Annotated in this window: 18 protein-coding genes; 14 read left to right on the top strand and 4 right to left on the bottom strand. The window is 61.1% G+C overall.

The window, feature by feature from the left end; genetic code table 11:
* The first annotated feature begins 108 nt into the window (after positions 1–108).
* The 4 genes from FGE05_RS27335 (at position 109) to FGE05_RS27320 (ending at position 4,789) form a co-directional block, all read left to right on the top strand.
* Positions 109–2,547: a Lon protease family protein gene (locus FGE05_RS27335; RefSeq protein ID WP_041022758.1), complete on the top strand. Its 2,439-nt coding sequence runs from the start codon at positions 109–111 to the stop codon at positions 2,545–2,547.
* A 313-nt stretch (positions 2,548–2,860) separates the two neighbouring features.
* Positions 2,861–3,202 (top strand): hypothetical protein, encoded by a 342-nt coding sequence (locus FGE05_RS27330; RefSeq protein WP_139649855.1) that lies wholly within the window; start codon positions 2,861–2,863, stop codon positions 3,200–3,202.
* Positions 3,203–3,325: 123 nt separating this feature from the next.
* Entirely contained in the window at positions 3,326–3,814 is a 489-nt protein-coding gene (locus tag FGE05_RS27325) for a TIGR00645 family protein (protein ID WP_003185611.1), read from the top strand.
* 357 nt (positions 3,815–4,171) lie between these two features.
* Positions 4,172–4,789 (top strand): FKBP-type peptidyl-prolyl cis-trans isomerase, encoded by a 618-nt coding sequence (locus FGE05_RS27320; RefSeq protein ID WP_024780767.1) that lies wholly within the window; start codon positions 4,172–4,174, stop codon positions 4,787–4,789.
* Between the two features lie 117 nt (positions 4,790–4,906).
* Here the strand turns inward: FGE05_RS27320 and FGE05_RS27315 are convergent, their stop codons facing one another.
* The 3 genes from FGE05_RS27315 to FGE05_RS27300 all read right to left on the bottom strand — a co-directional run bounded on the left by FGE05_RS27315 (position 4,907) and on the right by FGE05_RS27300 (position 6,906).
* Positions 4,907–5,164, bottom strand: a complete 258-nt coding sequence (locus tag FGE05_RS27315) for a hypothetical protein (protein ID WP_024780768.1) — start codon at positions 5,162–5,164, stop codon at positions 4,907–4,909.
* A 203-nt stretch (positions 5,165–5,367) separates the two neighbouring features.
* Positions 5,368–5,709, bottom strand: a complete 342-nt coding sequence (locus FGE05_RS27310; protein WP_139649853.1) for a zinc ribbon domain-containing protein YjdM — start codon at positions 5,707–5,709, stop codon at positions 5,368–5,370.
* A 228-nt stretch (positions 5,710–5,937) separates the two neighbouring features.
* Positions 5,938–6,906: a polyprenyl synthetase family protein gene (locus FGE05_RS27300; protein ID WP_139649848.1), complete on the bottom strand. Its 969-nt coding sequence runs from the start codon at positions 6,904–6,906 to the stop codon at positions 5,938–5,940.
* Positions 6,907–7,145: 239 nt separating this feature from the next.
* On the opposite strand from FGE05_RS27300, the gene rplU reads away from it, so the two are divergent.
* The 5 genes from rplU to FGE05_RS27275 all read left to right on the top strand — a co-directional run bounded on the left by rplU (position 7,146) and on the right by FGE05_RS27275 (position 11,066).
* A complete protein-coding gene (gene rplU / locus FGE05_RS27295; RefSeq protein ID WP_007950961.1) occupies positions 7,146–7,460 on the top strand; it encodes a 50S ribosomal protein L21 in 315 nt (104 codons plus the stop codon).
* 35 nt (positions 7,461–7,495) lie between these two features.
* Entirely contained in the window at positions 7,496–7,753 is a 258-nt protein-coding gene (rpmA, locus tag FGE05_RS27290; RefSeq protein ID WP_003176049.1) for a 50S ribosomal protein L27, read from the top strand.
* A 190-nt stretch (positions 7,754–7,943) separates the two neighbouring features.
* Positions 7,944–9,167, top strand: coding sequence for an Obg family GTPase CgtA (gene cgtA, locus FGE05_RS27285; RefSeq protein ID WP_041024784.1), 1,224 nt, complete (start codon positions 7,944–7,946; stop codon positions 9,165–9,167).
* A 306-nt stretch (positions 9,168–9,473) separates the two neighbouring features.
* A complete protein-coding gene (gene proB / locus FGE05_RS27280; RefSeq protein ID WP_139649882.1) occupies positions 9,474–10,592 on the top strand; it encodes a glutamate 5-kinase in 1,119 nt (372 codons plus the stop codon).
* A gap of 9 nt (positions 10,593–10,601) precedes the next feature.
* A complete protein-coding gene (locus FGE05_RS27275) occupies positions 10,602–11,066 on the top strand; it encodes a CreA family protein (protein WP_139649846.1) in 465 nt (154 codons plus the stop codon).
* Positions 11,067–11,346: 280 nt separating this feature from the next.
* Here FGE05_RS27275 and rpsT read toward each other — a convergent pair whose 3' ends face one another.
* Complete coding sequence (gene rpsT, locus FGE05_RS27270) at positions 11,347–11,625, bottom strand: 30S ribosomal protein S20 (protein ID WP_020798646.1); 279 nt, start codon at positions 11,623–11,625, stop codon at positions 11,347–11,349.
* Between the two features lie 254 nt (positions 11,626–11,879).
* Between rpsT and murJ the strand changes: the two genes are divergently transcribed.
* From murJ to fkpB, 5 genes are all read left to right on the top strand, one after another.
* Positions 11,880–13,418, top strand: a complete 1,539-nt coding sequence (murJ, locus tag FGE05_RS27265; protein ID WP_139649844.1) for a murein biosynthesis integral membrane protein MurJ — start codon at positions 11,880–11,882, stop codon at positions 13,416–13,418.
* Positions 13,419–13,547: 129 nt separating this feature from the next.
* Positions 13,548–14,486: a bifunctional riboflavin kinase/FAD synthetase gene (ribF, locus tag FGE05_RS27260; RefSeq protein WP_175363999.1), complete on the top strand. Its 939-nt coding sequence runs from the start codon at positions 13,548–13,550 to the stop codon at positions 14,484–14,486.
* Between the two features lie 13 nt (positions 14,487–14,499).
* Positions 14,500–17,331 carry an isoleucine--tRNA ligase gene (gene ileS / locus FGE05_RS27255; RefSeq protein WP_139649840.1) on the top strand — a complete coding sequence of 944 codons (2,832 nt, stop codon included), beginning with the start codon at positions 14,500–14,502 and terminating at the stop codon, positions 17,329–17,331.
* The gene (lspA, locus tag FGE05_RS27250) at positions 17,324–17,836 is read left to right on the top strand and encodes a signal peptidase II (RefSeq protein ID WP_139649838.1); all 513 of its coding nucleotides are present in this window, start codon (positions 17,324–17,326) and stop codon (positions 17,834–17,836) included. Before ileS ends, lspA begins: the two co-directional genes overlap by 8 nt.
* The gene (fkpB, locus tag FGE05_RS27245) at positions 17,829–18,266 is read left to right on the top strand and encodes an FKBP-type peptidyl-prolyl cis-trans isomerase (RefSeq protein WP_139649836.1); all 438 of its coding nucleotides are present in this window, start codon (positions 17,829–17,831) and stop codon (positions 18,264–18,266) included. The genes lspA and fkpB overlap by 8 nt, the downstream gene beginning before the upstream one ends.
* Positions 18,267–18,338: the final 72 nt, after the last annotated feature.

Below are 18,338 nucleotides of genomic sequence, written 5' to 3'. Positions count from 1 at the left end.
TGAGGGCCTGGCCGGTTGACTATGCTTTGACCTGAGGCGCTCCTTGCCAGTCAGGTACGGGCGGCGCCAGAATGCCGTTATCTGCCCCGCCTGATGTAAGGAAGCCCGATGCCTGATCCTGTTGCTGCCAGCTTGCGTCTAGCGCCCGAAGCGCTGACCCGTCCGTTTTCCGCTGAACAGTTCAGCTTCTCTACCACCAATGATCTGGAGCCCTTCCGCGGTGTGCTTGGCCAGGAGCGTGCGGTCGAAGCATTGCAGTTCGGCGTGGCCATGCCTCGCCCCGGTTACAACGTATTTGTCATGGGCGAACCCGGCACCGGCCGGTTTTCATTCGTAAAACGCTATCTCAAGGCCGAAGGCAAGCGCCTGCAGACGCCGGCGGACTGGGTCTACGTCAACAACTTCGATGAGCCTCGCGAACCCCGGGCCCTGGAGCTGCCTTCGGGCACCGCCGGTGCGTTCATCAGCGACATCAACGGCCTGATCGACAACCTGCTGTCGACCTTTCCGGCGGTCTTCGAGCACCCGTCCTACCAACAGAAAAAAAGCGCCATCGACCGGGCATTCAACCAGCGCTACGACCGCGCCCTGGATGTCATCGAGCGTCTGGCCCTGGAGAAGGATGTCGCGCTGTACCGTGACAGCAGCAATATCGCTTTCACCCCGATGAGCGACGGCAAGGCCCTGGATGAAGCGGAATTCGCCCAGTTGCCTGAGTCCGAGCGCGAGCGTTTCCATGAAGACATCTCCGGCCTGGAAGAGCGTCTGAACGAAGAACTCGCCAGCCTGCCGCAATGGAAGCGTGAATCCAGCAACCAGTTGCGCCAGCTCAACGAAGAAACCATCACCCTGGCGCTGCAGCCCCTGTTGGCGCCGCTGTCGGAAAAATACGCGGAGAACGCGGCAGTCTGCGGTTACCTGCAGGCGATGCAGGTCAACCTGCTCCGCACGGTGGTCGAGCAACTGGTGGACGACAGCAAGACCGACGCCATCGCTCGCAAAATGCTGGAGGAGCAATATGCGCCGAGCCTGGTAGTGGGGCATCCGGCGAGCGGCGGCGCACCGGTGGTGTTCGAACCGCACCCGACCTACGACAACCTGTTCGGGCGCATCGAGTACAGCACCGACCAAGGCGCGCTCTACACCACGTATCGGCAGCTGCGTCCCGGTGCCTTGCATCGGGCCAACGGTGGCTTCCTGATCCTCGAAGCGGAAAAAATGCTCGGCGAGCCGTTCGTCTGGGACGCGCTCAAGCGTGCCCTGCAATCGCGCAAGCTGAAAATGGAGTCACCCCTGGGCGAGCTGGGCCGGTTGGCCACGGTGACCCTCACGCCGCAGCACATCCCGTTGCAGGTCAAGGTCGTAATCATCGGCGCTCGCCAGCTCTACTACGCCTTGCAGGACCTGGATTCGGACTTCCAGGAAATGTTTCGCGTGCTGGTGGACTTCGACGAAGACATCCCGATGGGCGACGAAAGCCTGGAGCAGTTCGCTCAGTTGCTCAAGACCCGCACCTCGGAAGAAGGCATGGCGCCGCTGACCGCCGATGCGGTGGCGCGCCTGGCCACCTACAGTGCCCGCCTGGCCGAACACCAGGGGCGCTTGTCGGCCCGTATCGGCGATCTGTTCCAACTGGTCAGCGAGGCGGACTTCATCCGTCAACTGGCCGGTGACGAGATGACCGACGCCGGCCACATCGAGCGCGCCCTCAAGGCCAAGGCCACCCGCACCGGGCGGGTTTCGGCGCGGATCCTCGACGACATGCTGGCGGGGATCATCCTGATCGACACCGACGGTGCGGCCGTCGGCAAATGCAACGGGTTGACGGTGCTGGAGGTGGGCGACTCGGCGTTCGGTGTGCCGGCGCGGATCTCCGCCACGGTGTACCCGGGCGGCAGCGGTATCGTCGACATCGAGCGTGAGGTCAACCTCGGCCAGCCGATTCACTCCAAGGGCGTGATGATCCTGACCGGTTACCTGGGCAGCCGCTACGCCCAGGAATTCCCGTTGGCGATTTCGGCCAGTATCGCCCTGGAGCAGTCCTACGGGTATGTCGACGGCGACAGCGCCTCCCTGGGCGAGGCTTGCACGCTGATTTCCGCGTTGTCGAAGACACCGTTGAAGCAGTGCTTCGCTATTACCGGCTCGATCAACCAGTTCGGGGAAGTGCAGGCGGTGGGTGGGGTCAACGAGAAGATCGAAGGCTTCTTCCGTCTCTGTGAAGCCCGTGGGCTGACCGGCGAGCAGGGGGCAATCATTCCCCAGGCCAACGTCGCTACCCTGATGCTTGATGAGAAGGTGCTGGCCGCCGTCCGGGCGGGGCAGTTCCATGTGTATGCCGTGCGCCAGGCCGACGAGGCCCTGAGCCTGCTGGTGGGTGAGCCCGCGGGTGAGCCGGATGAGAACGGCGAGTTCCCGGAGGGCAGCGTCAACGCCCGCGTGGTGGAGCGGCTGAGGGTGATCGCCGAGATGATCAGCGAAGACGACATCAAGGAGGCGGAAAAGGAACTGGCGCAAGAAGCCTTGGCGGAGACCAAGCCGGCTTGATGCTCATCGAATAGGCGATCCATGTGGGAGCGGGCTTGCTCGCGAAGGCGGTATGTCAGTCACAGTTATCTCGACTGGTATTCCGTCTTCGCGAGCAAACCCGCTCCCACAATAGGTTTTACGGTCATTTCTTGTGAAAAATGCCACGCTCTTGGCGTCAATATTCACACTATGACCATTCGGCGCCTTCTGGTCTCGCTTGGCTTGCAAGCGGAACTTTTCTTCTATCCTCAGTTCAAGGATAACGAGAGTCATCATCGGATCGAAACAGCCTCCCCCGGGGCTGAATACCGTATCACTGAGGGGCGCCGCCATGTCGCGCAACCTTTGCCTCACCCGTCAATGCCTGGGTCTTGTCACGCGTATCGAATGCGCCATTCGTCCGCTGGCGGGAGATACCGGCATGTGGACCCTGTTGTTCGCCGCCGGAATGGCCGGTGAACAACCTTCCGCACTCAAGGCCCAAGGCCCGTTTCCCGGCCCGAATGCCGCCGAATCCATCCTCGACACCATCGTCCAGGCGCTGACCTTGCATGGTTATGAGCTGGCCAACGACCCACAGATCTGGTGCCTGCACATGCAAGCCCAGCTACGCGAGATCAATGGCGGTCGTTGCCGCAGTGCCGGCGGCTTCGAATTCCGTCCGCCCCATTGAGGAGCGGATTCCGGCACCCGGAACCTGACACCAGAGACAGCGGCCAGGGACGGCCCTGGCGTTTGTGGGGCCCGTCGTGGCTGATATACTCGCCGCCATTTTCTGTCCCTGGTGTGAGATTCAATGGAACGCTTTATCGAAAATGCAATGTACGCCTCCCGTTGGCTGCTGGCGCCGATCTACTTCGGGCTGTCCCTGGGACTGTTGGCCCTGGCGTTGAAATTCTTCCAGGAAGTCTTTCACGTCATCCCCAACGTGTTTTCCATGGCCGAGTCCGACCTGATCCTGGTGCTGCTGTCGCTGATCGACATGGCGCTGGTGGGCGGCCTGTTGGTGATGGTGATGATTTCCGGCTACGAGAACTTCGTCTCGCAACTGGATATCGATTCCGACAAGGAAAAGCTCAACTGGCTGGGCACCATGGACTCTTCATCCCTGAAGATGAAAGTCGCCGCCTCCATCGTGGCCATTTCCTCCATCCACCTGCTGCGCATTTTCATGGACGCCAAGAACGTCGATCCCGAACACCTGAAGTGGTACGTGATCATCCACATGACCTTCGTGGTGTCGGCGTTCGCCATGGGCTACCTGGACAAGCTGACCAAGCACTAGTGGCCTGTACGGCTAATTCGAGTACTCAAATTCGAGTGCCAGGGCTTGCCAGGCAAGGCGCCATGACGAGTCGTAGCCCCGCTACGGCAAGGAATGGCAACGCAGCCTGGCAAGTCCTGGCACTCGAAGTTGAGTAAACGAATTAGCCACACAGGCCACTAGACCCCCATTGGCGCAGCGCCCGTCTGTCGAGAGGCAGACGGGCGTTGTCGTTTCCGGCGAGTCACTTTGACGTGGGCGCTCGTCATCCGTCATGGCATCTGTGCTAGTCTGCTCGCCCTTTTGGTTCCGGGCGCTCCGGGAGGCGCTGTGTCACGCACGGCCATTCCCGAGCCGTCCGCACAGCGGAGCAGCAGCATGTCCGAAGTTAACCTGTCCACCGACGAAACCCGCGTCAGCTACGGCATTGGCCGTCAACTGGGCGACCAGTTGCGCGACAACCCGCCACCGGGCGTCAGCCTGGATGCGATCCTGGCCGGCCTGACCGACGCCTTCGCCGGCAAGCCAAGCCGTGTGGGCCAGGAAGAAATGTCCGCCAGCTTCAAGGTCATCCGCGAAATCATGCAGGCCGAAGCGGCCGCCAAAGCCGAAGCCGCTGCGGGCGAAGGTCGTGCGTTCCTGGCTGAAAATGCCAAGCGCGACGGCATCACCACCCTGGCTTCGGGCCTGCAATTCGAAGTGCTGACCCAGGGTGAAGGCGCCAAGCCGACCCGTGAAGACCAGGTGCGTACCCACTACCACGGCACCCTGATCGATGGCACCGTGTTCGACAGCTCCTACGATCGTGGCCAGCCAGCCGAATTCCCGGTGGGCGGCGTGATCCCAGGCTGGACCGAGGCGCTGCAACTGATGAATGCCGGCAGCAAATGGCGCCTGTACGTGCCGAGCGAACTGGCTTACGGCGCCCAGGGCGTTGGTAGCATCCCGCCGCACAGCGTTCTGGTGTTCGACGTCGAGCTGCTGGACGTTCTGTAAGGCAATAGCAGGCCTTTGTGGGAGCGGGTTTGCTCGCGATGGCGGTCAGTCAGTCGAGTTAATGTTGACTGACACGCCGTCATCGCGAGCGGGCTCGCTCCCACAGGGCTTGTGTGCTCATCCGTGAAACTTGCCATTGAAATCACTCGTCGGGCGCAATGCCCGGGCATAGCAGAACAGGAACAGGTTTCGCACCAGCTCCTTGAGCACCAGCGGTTCGCTGGAGTTCAGGCTGTTGATGTCCAGATCTCCCTGATCCTGTAGTTCGCTCAAGGCTTCTTCTTCAAGCACCGCACAGACTTCCCCGGTTTCCCGATGCAGGATCCTGAGGTAGGGATGTGGGCGGTCCAGCCAGGCATCGATCAAATAAGTCATGGTTCTCATCTCCTTGATGGGTTTGATGAGAATAATTCTTATTATCGAAATAGCAAGGCTCTATTTGTATTCCGGTTTGTTTTCTGACGATGGGTTGTCGCAGCTCACGGCGACTGGCGTTTGGCTGGCATGTGCAGAGCGGGGCTGAGGCGGGGAGGGCGAGGCACCATCCCACGCGAGGCGTGGGATGGTATACAGAAGGCTCAGACTTTTCTGACAAACTCGGATTTGAGTTTCATCGGGCCGATGCCATCGATCTTGCAGTCGATGTCATGATCGCCGTCGCACAGGCGGATGTTCTTGACCTTGGTGCCCACCTTGACCACCAGCGACGTGCCCTTGACCTTGAGGTCCTTGATCACGGTAATGGTGTCGCCGTCCTGCAGGACGTTGCCGACCGAGTCTTTCTTCACGGTGTCATCGGACGCCGCTTCGACTTCCCCGCTGGCAGACCATTCGTGGGCACACTCCGGGCAGACCAGTTGAGTACCGTCTTCGTAAGTGTATTCGGAATTGCATTTCGGGCAGGGTGGCAACGTGCTCACTAAGGTTCCTTGGGTATCAGGAGGGCAAAAGGGCGCACATTATATAGGGTTTTTTTGCGAGGCGGGTGGTGCTGCGAAGGCATTGTGGCGAGGGGATTTATCCCCGTTGGGCTGCGAAGCAGCCCCAAAAATTATGCCCCACCGTCATTGGTCCATCGGCTCAAGCATCCTTGGGGCCGCTTCGCGCCCCAGCGGGGATAAATCCCCTCGCCACAAAAAGCCCTTGGATCAATGGGTACGGGCGACCGCAAACTCGCTCAATTCCACCAGGGCATCGCGGTATTCGCTGGCCGGCAGGGCATCGAGGCATTTGATTGCGCGGGCGACGTAGTCCCGGGCCAGTTTCGCGGTGTAGTCCAGCGAGCCGGAGGCTTCGACCGCTGCGCGAATGCTTTCCAGGTCTTCGATCCCGCCTTTCTGGATGGCCTGGCGTACCAGGGCCGCCTGTTCTGGCGTACCTTCGCGCATGGTGTAGATCAGCGGCAAGGTCGGCTTGCCCTCGGCGAGGTCGTCACCGACGTTCTTGCCCAGGGTTTCGGCGTCGCCCTTGTAGTCCAGCAGGTCGTCCACCAACTGGAAGGCCACGCCCAGGTGATCGCCGAAGGTGCGCAGCGCTTCGCTCTGCTCGGCGGTCGCGCCGGCCAGCGCGGCGGCGCTGTGGGTCGAGGCTTCGAAGAGCATCGCAGTCTTGCCGCGGATGACCTCCATGTAGGTTTCCTCGGTGGTGCTGGCGTCACGCACCTTGGACAACTGCAGTACTTCGCCTTCAGCGATGATGCGAGTGGCCTGGGACAGGATCTTCATCACCGGCATCGAGCCCAGTTCGACCATCATTTCGAACGAGCGCGAATACAGGAAGTCGCCCACCAGTACGCTCGGGGCGTTGCCCCACATGGCATTGGCGGTCGAGCGGCCACGTCGCATGCCGGACATGTCGACCACGTCGTCATGCAGCAAGGTGGCGGTATGCAGGAATTCGATGGTGGCAGCCAGCAGACGCAGGTCGTCGCCTTCGCGGCCCAGGGCCTTGCCACACAGGAGCACCAATAAAGGTCGTAGGCGCTTGCCGCCAGCCGAGGTGATGTAGTCGCCGATTTTCGACACCAGCGGCACTCGGGAAGTCAGCTGCTTCTTGATGATGCCGTCGACGGCACTAAAATCGTCCGCCACTGCGCGGTAGAAAGCTTGGGGTTGCATCAGCGACAGGCGCTCCAGAAGGGTTGCGCGGCATGCTAGGACCCACGTCCGGGGCTGTCAAGGCACGATGGACGGCTACTTGCATCGCCAGGACAGCTTGCGTACAATCGCGCACCCTGAACTTCCTGGGCAGCACCTGCCTTACGCAATTGCATCCGGGCCTTCCAGCCCATGCAGCCATGCCAGCCAATACCTCTTCTTCTAAAGCGCTGGGTGAGCAGGATTATCGGAGAAATACCATGTCTTATGCAGTAATCGTTACTGGTGGCAAGCAATACAAGGTCGCCCCAGGTGAATACCTGAAGATCGAAAAACTGGAAGTCGCTACCGGCGAATCCGTGACTTTTGATCGCGTTCTGTTGGTCGCCAATGGCGATGACGTGAATATCGGTGCTCCAGTTGTTGCTGGCGCGACCGTTGTGGCTGAAGTGATCTCCCAAGGTCGTCACGATAAAGTCCGCATCATCAAGTTCCGTCGTCGTAAGCACCACATGAAGCGTATGGGCCACCGCCAGTGGTACACCGAGATCAAAATCACCGGTATTCAGGCTTAATTTCAGCCTAATTCCTCACTAGGAGAATTGAACTCATGGCACACAAAAAAGCTGGTGGTAGTACCCGTAACGGTCGCGACTCAGAAGCCAAACGCCTTGGCGTGAAGATGTATGGCGGCCAGAAAATCATTCCGGGCAACATCATCGTGCGTCAGCGCGGCACCCAATTCCACGCCGGTTACGGTGTAGGCATGGGTAAGGATCACACCCTCTTCGCTAAAATCGAAGGCGTGATCAAGTTCGAAGTAAAGGGCGCGTTCAACCGCCGTTACGTGAGCGTTGTCGCGGCTTAATCGCGAGAATGCTGGAGAAGCCCTGTCTTGCGACGGGGCTTTTTCGTTTGTGGGGTGAGTCTCTTGCAAAGCTGTTTGTATGGGCTGCTGGCGCTGTTATCGGGCGCTTGATCTGGTCGCTGCGTTCATTTTTGCAAGAGTCTTATGTCTTGTTTTTTTCGACTCGTCCGTATGGCGAGAGGCGTGTGTCATGAAGTTTGTTGATGAAGTATCGATTCGAGTAAAGGCCGGCGACGGCGGCAATGGTTGCATGAGTTTCCGTCGGGAAAAGTTCATTGAAAACGGCGGTCCGAACGGTGGTGACGGCGGCGACGGCGGCTCGATCTTCATGCTCGCCGACGAAAACCTCAACACTCTGGTGGACTACCGTTACACCCGGCACTTCGATGCCGAGCGTGGCTCCAACGGCGGCAGCACCGACTGCACCGGCAAGAAGGGCGAGGACCTGGTCCTGCGCGTTCCGGTCGGTACCACGGTGATCGACTCCGCGACCCAGGAAGTCATTGGCGACCTGACCAAGCCGGGCCAGCGTCTGCTGGTGGCTCATGGTGGTTGGCACGGCCTGGGCAACACCCGCTTCAAGTCCAGTACCAACCGCGCGCCGCGCCAGACCACCCCGGGCAAGCCGGGCGAGCAGCGTGACCTGAAGCTGGAGATGAAGGTGCTGGCCGACGTGGGCCTGCTGGGCTTGCCGAACGCCGGTAAAAGTACATTCATTCGCTCGGTGTCGGCCGCCAAGCCGAAAGTGGCGGACTACCCATTCACCACCCTGGTGCCGAACCTGGGCGTGGTCAGTGTCGATCGCTGGAAGAGTTTCGTGGTTGCGGACATTCCGGGGCTGATCGAGGGGGCTTCCGATGGCGCTGGCCTGGGGATTCGCTTCCTCAAGCACTTGTCTCGTACCCGTCTGCTGCTGCATCTCGTGGACATGGCGCCGCTGGATGAGAGCAATGCTGCCGATGCCGCCGAAGTCATTGTCAGCGAGCTGACCAAGTTCAGTCCGGCTCTGGCCGAGCGTGATCGCTGGCTGGTGCTGAACAAGTGCGATCAGATCCTCGAAGAAGAGCACGAGGAGCGGGTCAAGGAAATCGTCGACCGCCTGGAGTGGGAAGGTCCGGTCTACGTGATCTCCGCCATTGCCAAAGAAGGCACCGAGCGCCTGTGTCACGACATCATGCGCTACCTGGAAGATCGCGCCGATCGCCTGGCCAATGATCCGGCCTACAAGGAAGAGCTGGCCGAGCTCGATCAGCGCATCGAAGATGAAGCCCGTGCGCAGCTGCAGGCGTTGGATGACCAGCGTGCCCTGCGTCGCAGTGGTGTGAAGTCGGTCCATGACATCGGTGAAGATGACTGGGATGAAGAGGATGTGGATGACGAAGATGGTCCGGAGATCATCTACGTTCGCGACTGATCACGCGGCGAGCCTGGCTCTTGTGGGGGCGGGCTTGCTCGCGAATGCGGTCGGTCAGCAATATTGATGCTGGCTGGCACACTGCTTTCGCGAGCAAGCCCGCTCCCACATGGATTTGTCTCCAGCTGACCGGTGTCGGTGCCGCCAGTGATGCTTCATCTGCCGGGACGCGGTGTTATCATCGCAGCCAGCCGGTTTCCAGGGCGCCGCTCATTCGAGCGGCGTTTTGGTGTCTGCAAAACGCAAATACGAATAATCCCATGGACGGCGCTGGGTCGCGCCGTCCGCTGGCAAAGGTTGAAGATGATGCGGAGCAAGGTGACGGGTGCGCGGCGCTGGGTCGTGAAGATCGGCAGCGCACTGCTGACGGCGGATGGCAAGGGCCTGGATCGCAAGGCGATGGCGGTGTGGGTCGAGCAGATGGTGGCCTTGCATGAGGCTGGCGTCGAGCTGGTGCTGGTCTCTTCGGGGGCGGTGGCGGCCGGCATGAGCCGTCTGGGCTGGACGTCGCGACCCAGCGCGATGCACGAATTGCAGGCGGCCGCCGCCATTGGCCAGATGGGCCTTGTACAGGCCTGGGAATCCAGCTTCGCCGAGCATGGTCGTCATACAGCGCAGATTCTGCTGACTCACGATGACCTTTCCGACCGCAAGCGTTACCTCAATGCTCGCAGTACCTTGCGCGCGCTGGTAGAGCTGAAAGTCATCCCGGTGATCAACGAGAACGATACCGTGGTCACCGATGAGATCCGTTTCGGCGACAACGACACCTTGGCCGCGCTGGTGGCGAACCTGGTGGAGGCCGATCTGCTGGTGATTCTCACGGACCGCGACGGCATGTTCGACGCCGATCCGCGCACCAATCCCGACGCCAAGCTGATCTACGAAGCCCGTGCCGATGATCCGGCCCTGGACGCGGTCGCGGGCGGCACCGGCGGCGCGCTGGGGCGTGGCGGCATGCAAACCAAGCTGCGTGCCGCACGCCTGGCGGCGCGCTCCGGTGCTCACACCATCATCATCGGTGGTCGGCTGGAGCGGGTGTTGGATCGCCTGAAAGCGGGCGAGCACATCGGTACGTTGCTCTCGCCTGAGCGCGGCATGTTGGCGGCGCGCAAGCAATGGCTGGCCGGCCATCTGCAAACCCGTGGCACGTTGGTGCTGGATGCGGGGGCTGTGACGGCGCTGTCCCAGGGCAACAAAAGCCTGCTGCCGGTGGGTGTGAAGCTGGTCCAGGGCAGCTTTCGGCGTGGCGAGATGGTGGTGTGCGTGGCGGCTGACGGTCGCGAGATCGCCCGTGGCCTGGCTAACTACAGCGCGCTGGAAGCACAGAAAATCATCGGCCAGTCGTCTGATGCGATCGTCGGCCTGTTGGGTTACATGGCTGAGCCTGAGTTGGTTCACCGCGACAACCTGATTCTTGTCTAAGGAAATCACATGGGTTTGGTAAAAGGATTGATCGGCCTGCTGTTGGCGATGCCGCTGTTGGTCTCGGCCGAGGAAATTGGCCAGGTGTCGACGGTATTCAAGTTTGTCGGGCCGAACGACCGGATTGTGGTCGAGGCGTTCGACGATCCCAAGGTGGATGGTGTGACCTGTTACCTGTCCCGGGCCAAGACCGGTGGCGTAAAAGGTGGTCTGGGTCTGGCTGAGGATCGCGCCGAGGCGTCCATCGCCTGCCGGCAGGTGGGGCCGATCAGCTTCAAGGGTGAGCTCAAGGATGGCGAAGAAGTGTTCCGCGAGCGTACCTCGCTGGTATTCAAGACCATGCAGGTGGTGCGGTTCCTCGACAAGAAGCGCAATACGCTGGTGTACCTGGTCTACAGCGATCGCGTGATCGAGGGCAGTCCGCAGAATGCGGTGACGGCGATTCCGATCCTGCCGTGGGCGCACGCGCAATAATCGATGCACAGCCCCTGCGGAGGCAAGGCTTCTGTGGGGGGGTAGATCTCTGTGGGAGCAAGGCTTCTGTGGGAGCAAGGCTTGCCCGCGACGGCATCGCCCCAGCATTCAGACAAACCGAGGCGCCTGCATCGCGGGCAAGCCTTGCTCCCACAGAGATCCGCTCCCCACAGAAGCCTTGCTCCCACAGAGGTCTGCTCCCACATAAATTTGTGTGGTGTATAAAATCGCAGGCAATAAAAAACCGACCCGGAGGTCGGTTTTTTAACAAGCGCGTCGCTTAGGCAGCAGCGGCAACGTTCAGGGCCTTTACGTGGCCATTCAGGCGGCTCTTATGACGAGCAGCCTTGTTCTTGTGGATGATGCCTTTATCGGCCATACGGTCGATAACAGGCACAGCCAGAACGTAAGCAGCTTGAGCTTTTTCAGCGTCTTTTGCGTCGATGGCCTTAACTACGTTTTTGATGTAGGTACGAACCATGGAACGCAGGCTGGCGTTGTGGCTGCGACGCTTCTCAGCCTGTTTTGCACGTTTTTTGGCGGAAGGTGAGTTGGCCACCGTCGAGCTCCTCGAAAGACTTTTTGGGAAATAGCAAACAAAATAGGCCGCGAATCATGCCGATGAGTTGAGGTCTTGTCAAGGGCGGGTGACGCGTTCCGCTGAATGGCAGGTACAACGAACCGGGTGATTTCTTTCCGGCGTGTGACCTGTAAACTCGCGGGCTTTGGCGCTGTGCTGTTTAGCGGCGCGGAGTATCGCACAAGTGGGCGCGTTGTTCGCCTGCTGTTTATCGACAGGCTGAAACTCTTTTCATGAATCTGCTCAAATCGTTGGCTGCCGTCAGCTCTATCACGATGCTTTCCCGCGTCCTGGGATTTGTTCGCGACACGCTCATCGCACGGATATTCGGCGCCGGAATGGCCACCGACGCCTTCTTCATCGCCTTCAAACTGCCCAATCTGCTGCGCCGGATCTTCGCCGAAGGGGCGTTTTCCCAGGCCTTCGTACCGATCCTGGCGGAATATAAAAGCCAGAAGGGCGATGAGGCGACCCGCACCTTCATTGCCTATGTCACCGGTTTGCTGACGCTGGTGCTGGCGCTCGTCACGACGGCTGGCATGCTCGCCGCGCCCTGGGTGATCTGGGCCACGGCGCCAGGCTTTACCGATACCCCGGAAAAATACCAGCTCACCACCGATCTTTTGCGGGTGACGTTTCCTTATATATTGCTGATTTCCCTGTCGTCCCTGGCCGGAGCGATCCTCAATACCTGGAACCGGTTTTCGGTACCGGCCTTCGTGCCGACGCTGCTCAATGTCAGCATGATCGTGTTCGCGGTGTTCCTGACGCCGTATTTCAACCCTCCGGTGATGGCCCTCGGCTGGGCAGTACTGGTGGGCGGCCTGGCGCAACTGCTGTATCAACTGCCCTACCTGAAGAAGATCGGCATGCTGGTACTGCCGCGCCTGAACCTGCGCGACAGCGGCGTCTGGCGGGTGCTGAAGCAGATGCTGCCAGCGATCCTCGGGGTGTCGGTGAGCCAGATTTCCCTGATCATCAACACCATTTTCGCCTCGTTCCTGGTGGCCGGCTCGGTATCGTGGATGTACTACGCCGACCGTCTGATGGAGTTGCCGTCCGGCGTGCTGGGCGTGGCGCTGGGCACGATCCTGCTGCCGACCCTGGCCAAGACCTATGCCAGCCGGGACCGCCAGGAGTACTCGCGTATTCTCGACTGGGGCCTGCGCCTGTGCTTCGTACTGGTGCTGCCATGTGCGGTGGCCCTGGGGATCCTGGCGGAACCCCTGACTGTCTCGTTGTTCCAGTACGGCCAGTTCAAGGCGTTCGATGCCCTGATGACCCAGCGGGCCCTGATTGCTTACTCGGTGGGATTGCTGGGGATTATCCTAATCAAGGTGCTGGCGCCAGGGTTCTATGCCCAGCAGAACATCCGCACGCCGGTGAAGATCGCCATTTTCACCCTGGTGATGACGCAATTGTTCAACCTCTTGCTGATCGGCCCCTTGGCTCACGCCGGCCTGGCCCTGGCGATCAGTATTGGCGCCTGCCTCAACGCCGGGCTGCTGTTCTACCAACTGCGCAAGCAGAAGATGTATCAAGCGCAGCCGGGATGGGGCGTGTTCGGCCTCAAGCTGCTGGTGGCCGTGGTAGTGATGGCGGCGGTGTTGCTGGGGGCGATGCATTTCATGCCGGCCTGGGGCGAAGGGCAGATGCTCGAGCGTTTCCTGCGCCTCGGCGTGCTGGTCGTCGCGGGCGTGGTGGCCTATTTCGGCATGTTGCTGCTGATGGGGTTCCGTCTGCGTGACTTCAATCGCAAGGCGTTGCGCTGAGGGATTGCCTTCGGTGAGGGCGGGGCGGGCAGTGGTTTTGTCGGTTCGATCACTTTGGGTTACGGTGTTGCCTGTCGTTGGCCGCCGGGTGTGGTTATAATCGGCCACTTTATGAGCAAGAAGCGCGTTATGCAGCTGGTTCGAGGCCTCCACAACCTGCGTCCCCGGCATCGGGGCTGTGTCGCCACCATTGGCAACTTCGACGGTGTTCACCGTGGCCACCAGGCTATCCTGGCGCGGCTGCGCGAGCGTGCGCTGGAGTTGGGCCTGCCCAGTTGCGTGGTCATCTTCGAGCCGCAACCCCGGGAGTTTTTTGCCCCGGACACCGCGCCGGCCCGTCTGGCCCGCTTGCGGGACAAACTGCAACTGCTGGCCGCCGAAGGCGTCGATCGGGTCCTGTGCCTGGCTTTCAACGAGCGCCTGAGCAAGCTCAGCGCCGCTGAATTCGTCGAGACCATCCTGGTGGACGGTCTCGACGTGAAGCATCTGGAGGTCGGCGACGATTTCCGTTTCGGTTGCGACAGGGCAGGGGATTTCGCCTACCTGCAGCAGGCCGGCCTCGCCCGTGGCTTTACCGTTGAGGCGGCGCAGACCGTCGAGATGGATGGCTTGCGTGTCAGCAGCACCCAGGTCCGCAATGCCCTGGCCGCTGCCGACTTCGAATTGGCCGAGCGCTTGCTCGGCCGCCCGTACCGGATTGCCGGGCGGATCCTGCACGGACAGAAGCTGGCGCGCCAATTGGGTACGCCGACCGCCAACGTGCAACTCAAGCGTCGTCGTGTGCCGCTGACCGGGGTGTTTCTGGTGAGTGTCGAAATCGACGGCAAGGCCTGGCCCGGCGTCGCCAACATCGGCGTACGGCCCACGGTCCAAGGAGATGGCAAGGCCCATCTCGAAGTACATGTTCTGGATTTTGCCGGCGATCTGTATGACCGGCGTTTGACGGTGGTTTTCCACCAGAAGCTGCGTGAAGAGCAGCGTTTTGCCTCCCTGGAGGCGCTCAAGACGGCGATCCATGCAGATATCGCCGCCGCCCGTGCCCTTGTCGCAACCAGCGCCAATCGCTAATGAAGAGCCTTAAATGACCGACTATAAAGCCACGCTAAACCTTCCGGACACCGCCTTCCCTATGAAGGCCGGCCTGCCTCAGCGCGAACCACAGATTCTGCAGCGTTGGGACAGCATTGGCCTGTACGGAAAGTTGCGCGAAATTGGCAAGGATCGTCCGAAGTTCGTCCTGCACGACGGTCCTCCCTACGCCAACGGCACCATTCACATCGGTCACGCGCTGAACAAGATTCTCAAGGACATGATCATCCGCTCCAAGACCCTGTCAGGTTTTGACGCGCCGTATGTACCGGGCTGGGACTGCCATGGCCTGCCGATCGAGCACAAGGTGGAAGTGACCCACGGCAAGAACCTGGGCGCGGACAAGACCCGCGAGCTGTGCCGTGCCTACGCCACCGAGCAGATCGAAGGGCAGAAGTCCGAATTCATCCGCCTCGGCGTGCTGGGTGACTTCGCCAACCCCTACAAGACCATGGATTTCAAGAACGAAGCCGGCGAAATCCGGGCCCTGGCGAAAATCGTCGAGGGTGGCTTCGTGTTCAAGGGCCTCAAGCCGGTGAACTGGTGCTTCGATTGCGGTTCGGCCCTGGCCGAGGCGGAAGTCGAGTACGAGAACAAGAAGTCGTCGACCATCGACGTGGCGTTCCCGATTGCCGATGAAGACAAGCTCGCCGCCGCTTTCGGCCTGGGCAAGCTGGCCAAGCCGGCCGCCATCGTGATCTGGACCACCACCCCGTGGACCATCCCGGCCAACCAGGCGCTGAACGTCCACCCGGAGTTCAACTACGCCCTGGTCGATGTTGGCGACAAGCTGCTGGTGCTGGCCGAAGAGCTGGTCGAATCCTGCCTGTCCCGTTACGGCCTCGAAGGCTCGGTGCTGGCGACTGCGCCGGGCTCGGCGCTGGAACTGATCAACTTCCGTCACCCGTTCTATGACCGCCTGTCGCCGGTGTACCTGGCCGACTACGTGGAACTGGGCGCAGGCACGGGTGTGGTTCACTCCGCGCCAGCCTATGGCGTCGACGACTTCGTGACCTGCAAGAAATACGGCATGGTCAACGATGACATCCTCAACCCGGTCCAGAGCAATGGCGTATACGTGCCGTCCCTGGAGTTCTTTGGCGGCCAGTTTATCTGGAAAGCCAACCCGGCCATCGTCGACAAGCTGACCGAAGTCGGCGCGCTGCTGCACACCACTGTCATCGAACACAGCTACATGCACTGCTGGCGCCACAAGACCCCGCTGATCTACCGCGCCACCGCGCAGTGGTTCATCGGCATGGACAAGCAGCCAACCAGCGGCGACACCCTGCGCCAGCGCTCGCTCAAGGCCATCGAGGACACCCAGTTCGTCCCGGCCTGGGGCCAGGCGCGCCTGCACTCGATGATCGCCAACCGTCCGGACTGGTGCATCTCCCGCCAGCGCAACTGGGGTGTGCCGATCCCGTTCTTCCTGAACAAGGAAAGCGGCGAGCTGCACCCACGCACCGTCGAACTGATGGAGGCTGTTGCCAAGCGCGTCGAAGTCGAAGGCATCGAAGCCTGGTTCAAGATGGACGCCGCCGAGCTGTTGGGCGACGAAGCGCCGCTGTACGACAAGATCAGCGACACCCTGGACGTCTGGTTCGACTCCGGCACCACTCACTGGCACGTGCTGCGCGGTTCGCACCCGATGGGCCATGAGAGCGGCCCGCGTGCCGACCTGTACCTGGAAGGTTCGGACCAGCACCGCGGCTGGTTCCACTCGTCGCTGCTGACCGGTTGCGCCATCGACAACCACGCGCCGTACCGCGAACTGCTGACCCACGGTTTCACCGTCGACGAGGCCGGCCGCAAGATGTCCAAGTCCCTGGGCAACGTGATCGCGCCGCAGAAGGTCAACGACACCCTGGGCGCCGACATCATGCGCCTGTGGGTCGCCTCCACCGACTACTCCGGCGAGATGGCGGTTTCCGAGCAGATCCTGCAGCGCAGCGCGGACGCCTACCGGCGCATCCGTAATACCGCGCGCTTCCTGCTGTCGAACCTGACCGGTTTCGACCCTGCCACCGACCTGCTGCCGGCCGAAGACATGCTGGCCCTGGACCGCTGGGCCGTGGACCGTACCCTGCTGCTGCAACGCGAGTTGCAGGAACACTACGGTGAATACCGTTTCTGGAACGTCTACTCGAAGATCCACAACTTCTGCGTGCAGGAGCTGGGTGGTTTCTACCTCGACATCATCAAGGACCGCCAGTACACCACCGGCGCCAACAGCAAGGCACGCCGCTCGTGCCAGACCGCGCTGTTCCACATCAGCGAGGCGCTGGTGCGCTGGATCGCGCCGATCCTGGCGTTCACCGCCGACGAGCTGTGGGAATACCTGCCAGGCGAGCGCAACGAATCGGTGATGCTCAACACCTGGTACGAAGGCCTGAGCGAATTGCCGCAAGGCTTCGAGCTGGACCGTGCCTACTGGGACCGGATCATGGCGGTCAAGGCCGCGGTCAACAAGGAAATGGAAATCCAGCGCGCGGCCAAGGCCGTCGGTGGCAACCTGCAAGCCGAAGTGACCCTCTACGCCGAAGAAGCCCTGAGCGGCGACCTGGCCAAGCTGGGCAACGAACTGCGCTTCGTGCTGATCACCTCCACCGCCAGTGTCGCGCCGTTGGTGCAGGCCCCGGCTGATGCCGTAGTGACCGAAGTGGCCGGGCTGAAGCTCAAGGTGGTCAAGTCGGGCTTCGTCAAGTGCGCCCGTTGCTGGCACTGCCGCGAAGACGTCGGCGTGAACCCGGAACATCCGGAAATCTGCGGGCGTTGTGTCGACAACATCAGCGGCGCCGGTGAGGTTCGTCACTATGCCTAACGCAGCGGGTCGTTTCGGACGGCTGGGCTGGCTCTGGTTGAGCGTGCTGGTCCTGGTCATCGACCAGGCCAGCAAGTTCTACTTCGAAGGCTCGTTGACCATGTACCAGCAGATCGTAGTCATCCCCGACTACTTCAGCTGGACCCTGGCCTACAACACCGGCGCGGCATTCAGTTTCCTGGCCGACGGTTCGGGCTGGCAGCGCTGGCTGTTCGCCTTGATCGCCGTTGTGGTCAGCGCGGTGCTGGTGGTCTGGCTCAAGCGCCTGGGCCGCGGCGAAACCTGGCTGGCCGTGGCGCTGGCGCTGGTGCTCGGCGGCGCGCTGGGCAATCTCTATGACCGCATTGCCCTGGGCCACGTGATCGATTTCATCCTGGTGCATTGGCAGAACCGCTGGTATTTCCCGGCGTTCAACTTCGCTGACAGCGCCATCACCGTGGGCGCCATCATGCTCGCCCTGGACATGTTCAAGAGCAAGAAAACCGGAGAAGCCGTCCATGACTGAGCAGCGTATCGCTCAAAACACCGAAGTGAAGCTTCACTTCGCCTTGCACCTGGAAAACGGCGACACCGTCGACAGCACCTTCGACAAGGCCCCGGCCGTGTTCAAGGTGGGCGACGGTAACCTGTTGCCAGGCTTCGAGGCGGCGATCTTCGGTTTCAAGGCAGGCGACAAGCGCACCGTGGTCGTGACACCGGAAAACGCCTTTGGTCAGCCCAACCCGCAAAACGTGCAGACCATGCCACGCTCGCAGTTCCAGGACATGGAACTGTCCGAGGGCTTGCTGGTGATCTTCAACGACGCGGCCAATACCGAGTTGCCGGGTGTGGTGAAGGCTTTTGACGACGTCCAGGTGACCGTGGACTTCAACCACCCCTTGGCGGGCAAGACCTTGAATTTCGAAGTGGAAATCCTCGAGGTCAAGGCGGTTTAAGGTTTAACGGGCAATCACTGCTCTCACACTACCTGTGGGAGCGAGCCTGCTCGCGATAGCTGAGTCACTATC

Origin of the sequence: Pseudomonas sp. ICMP22404, assembly GCF_006227205.1 — a bacterium.
Taxonomy (GTDB): domain Bacteria; phylum Pseudomonadota; class Gammaproteobacteria; order Pseudomonadales; family Pseudomonadaceae; genus Aquipseudomonas.
This window is presented reverse-complemented; position numbering and strand designations above follow the sequence as displayed.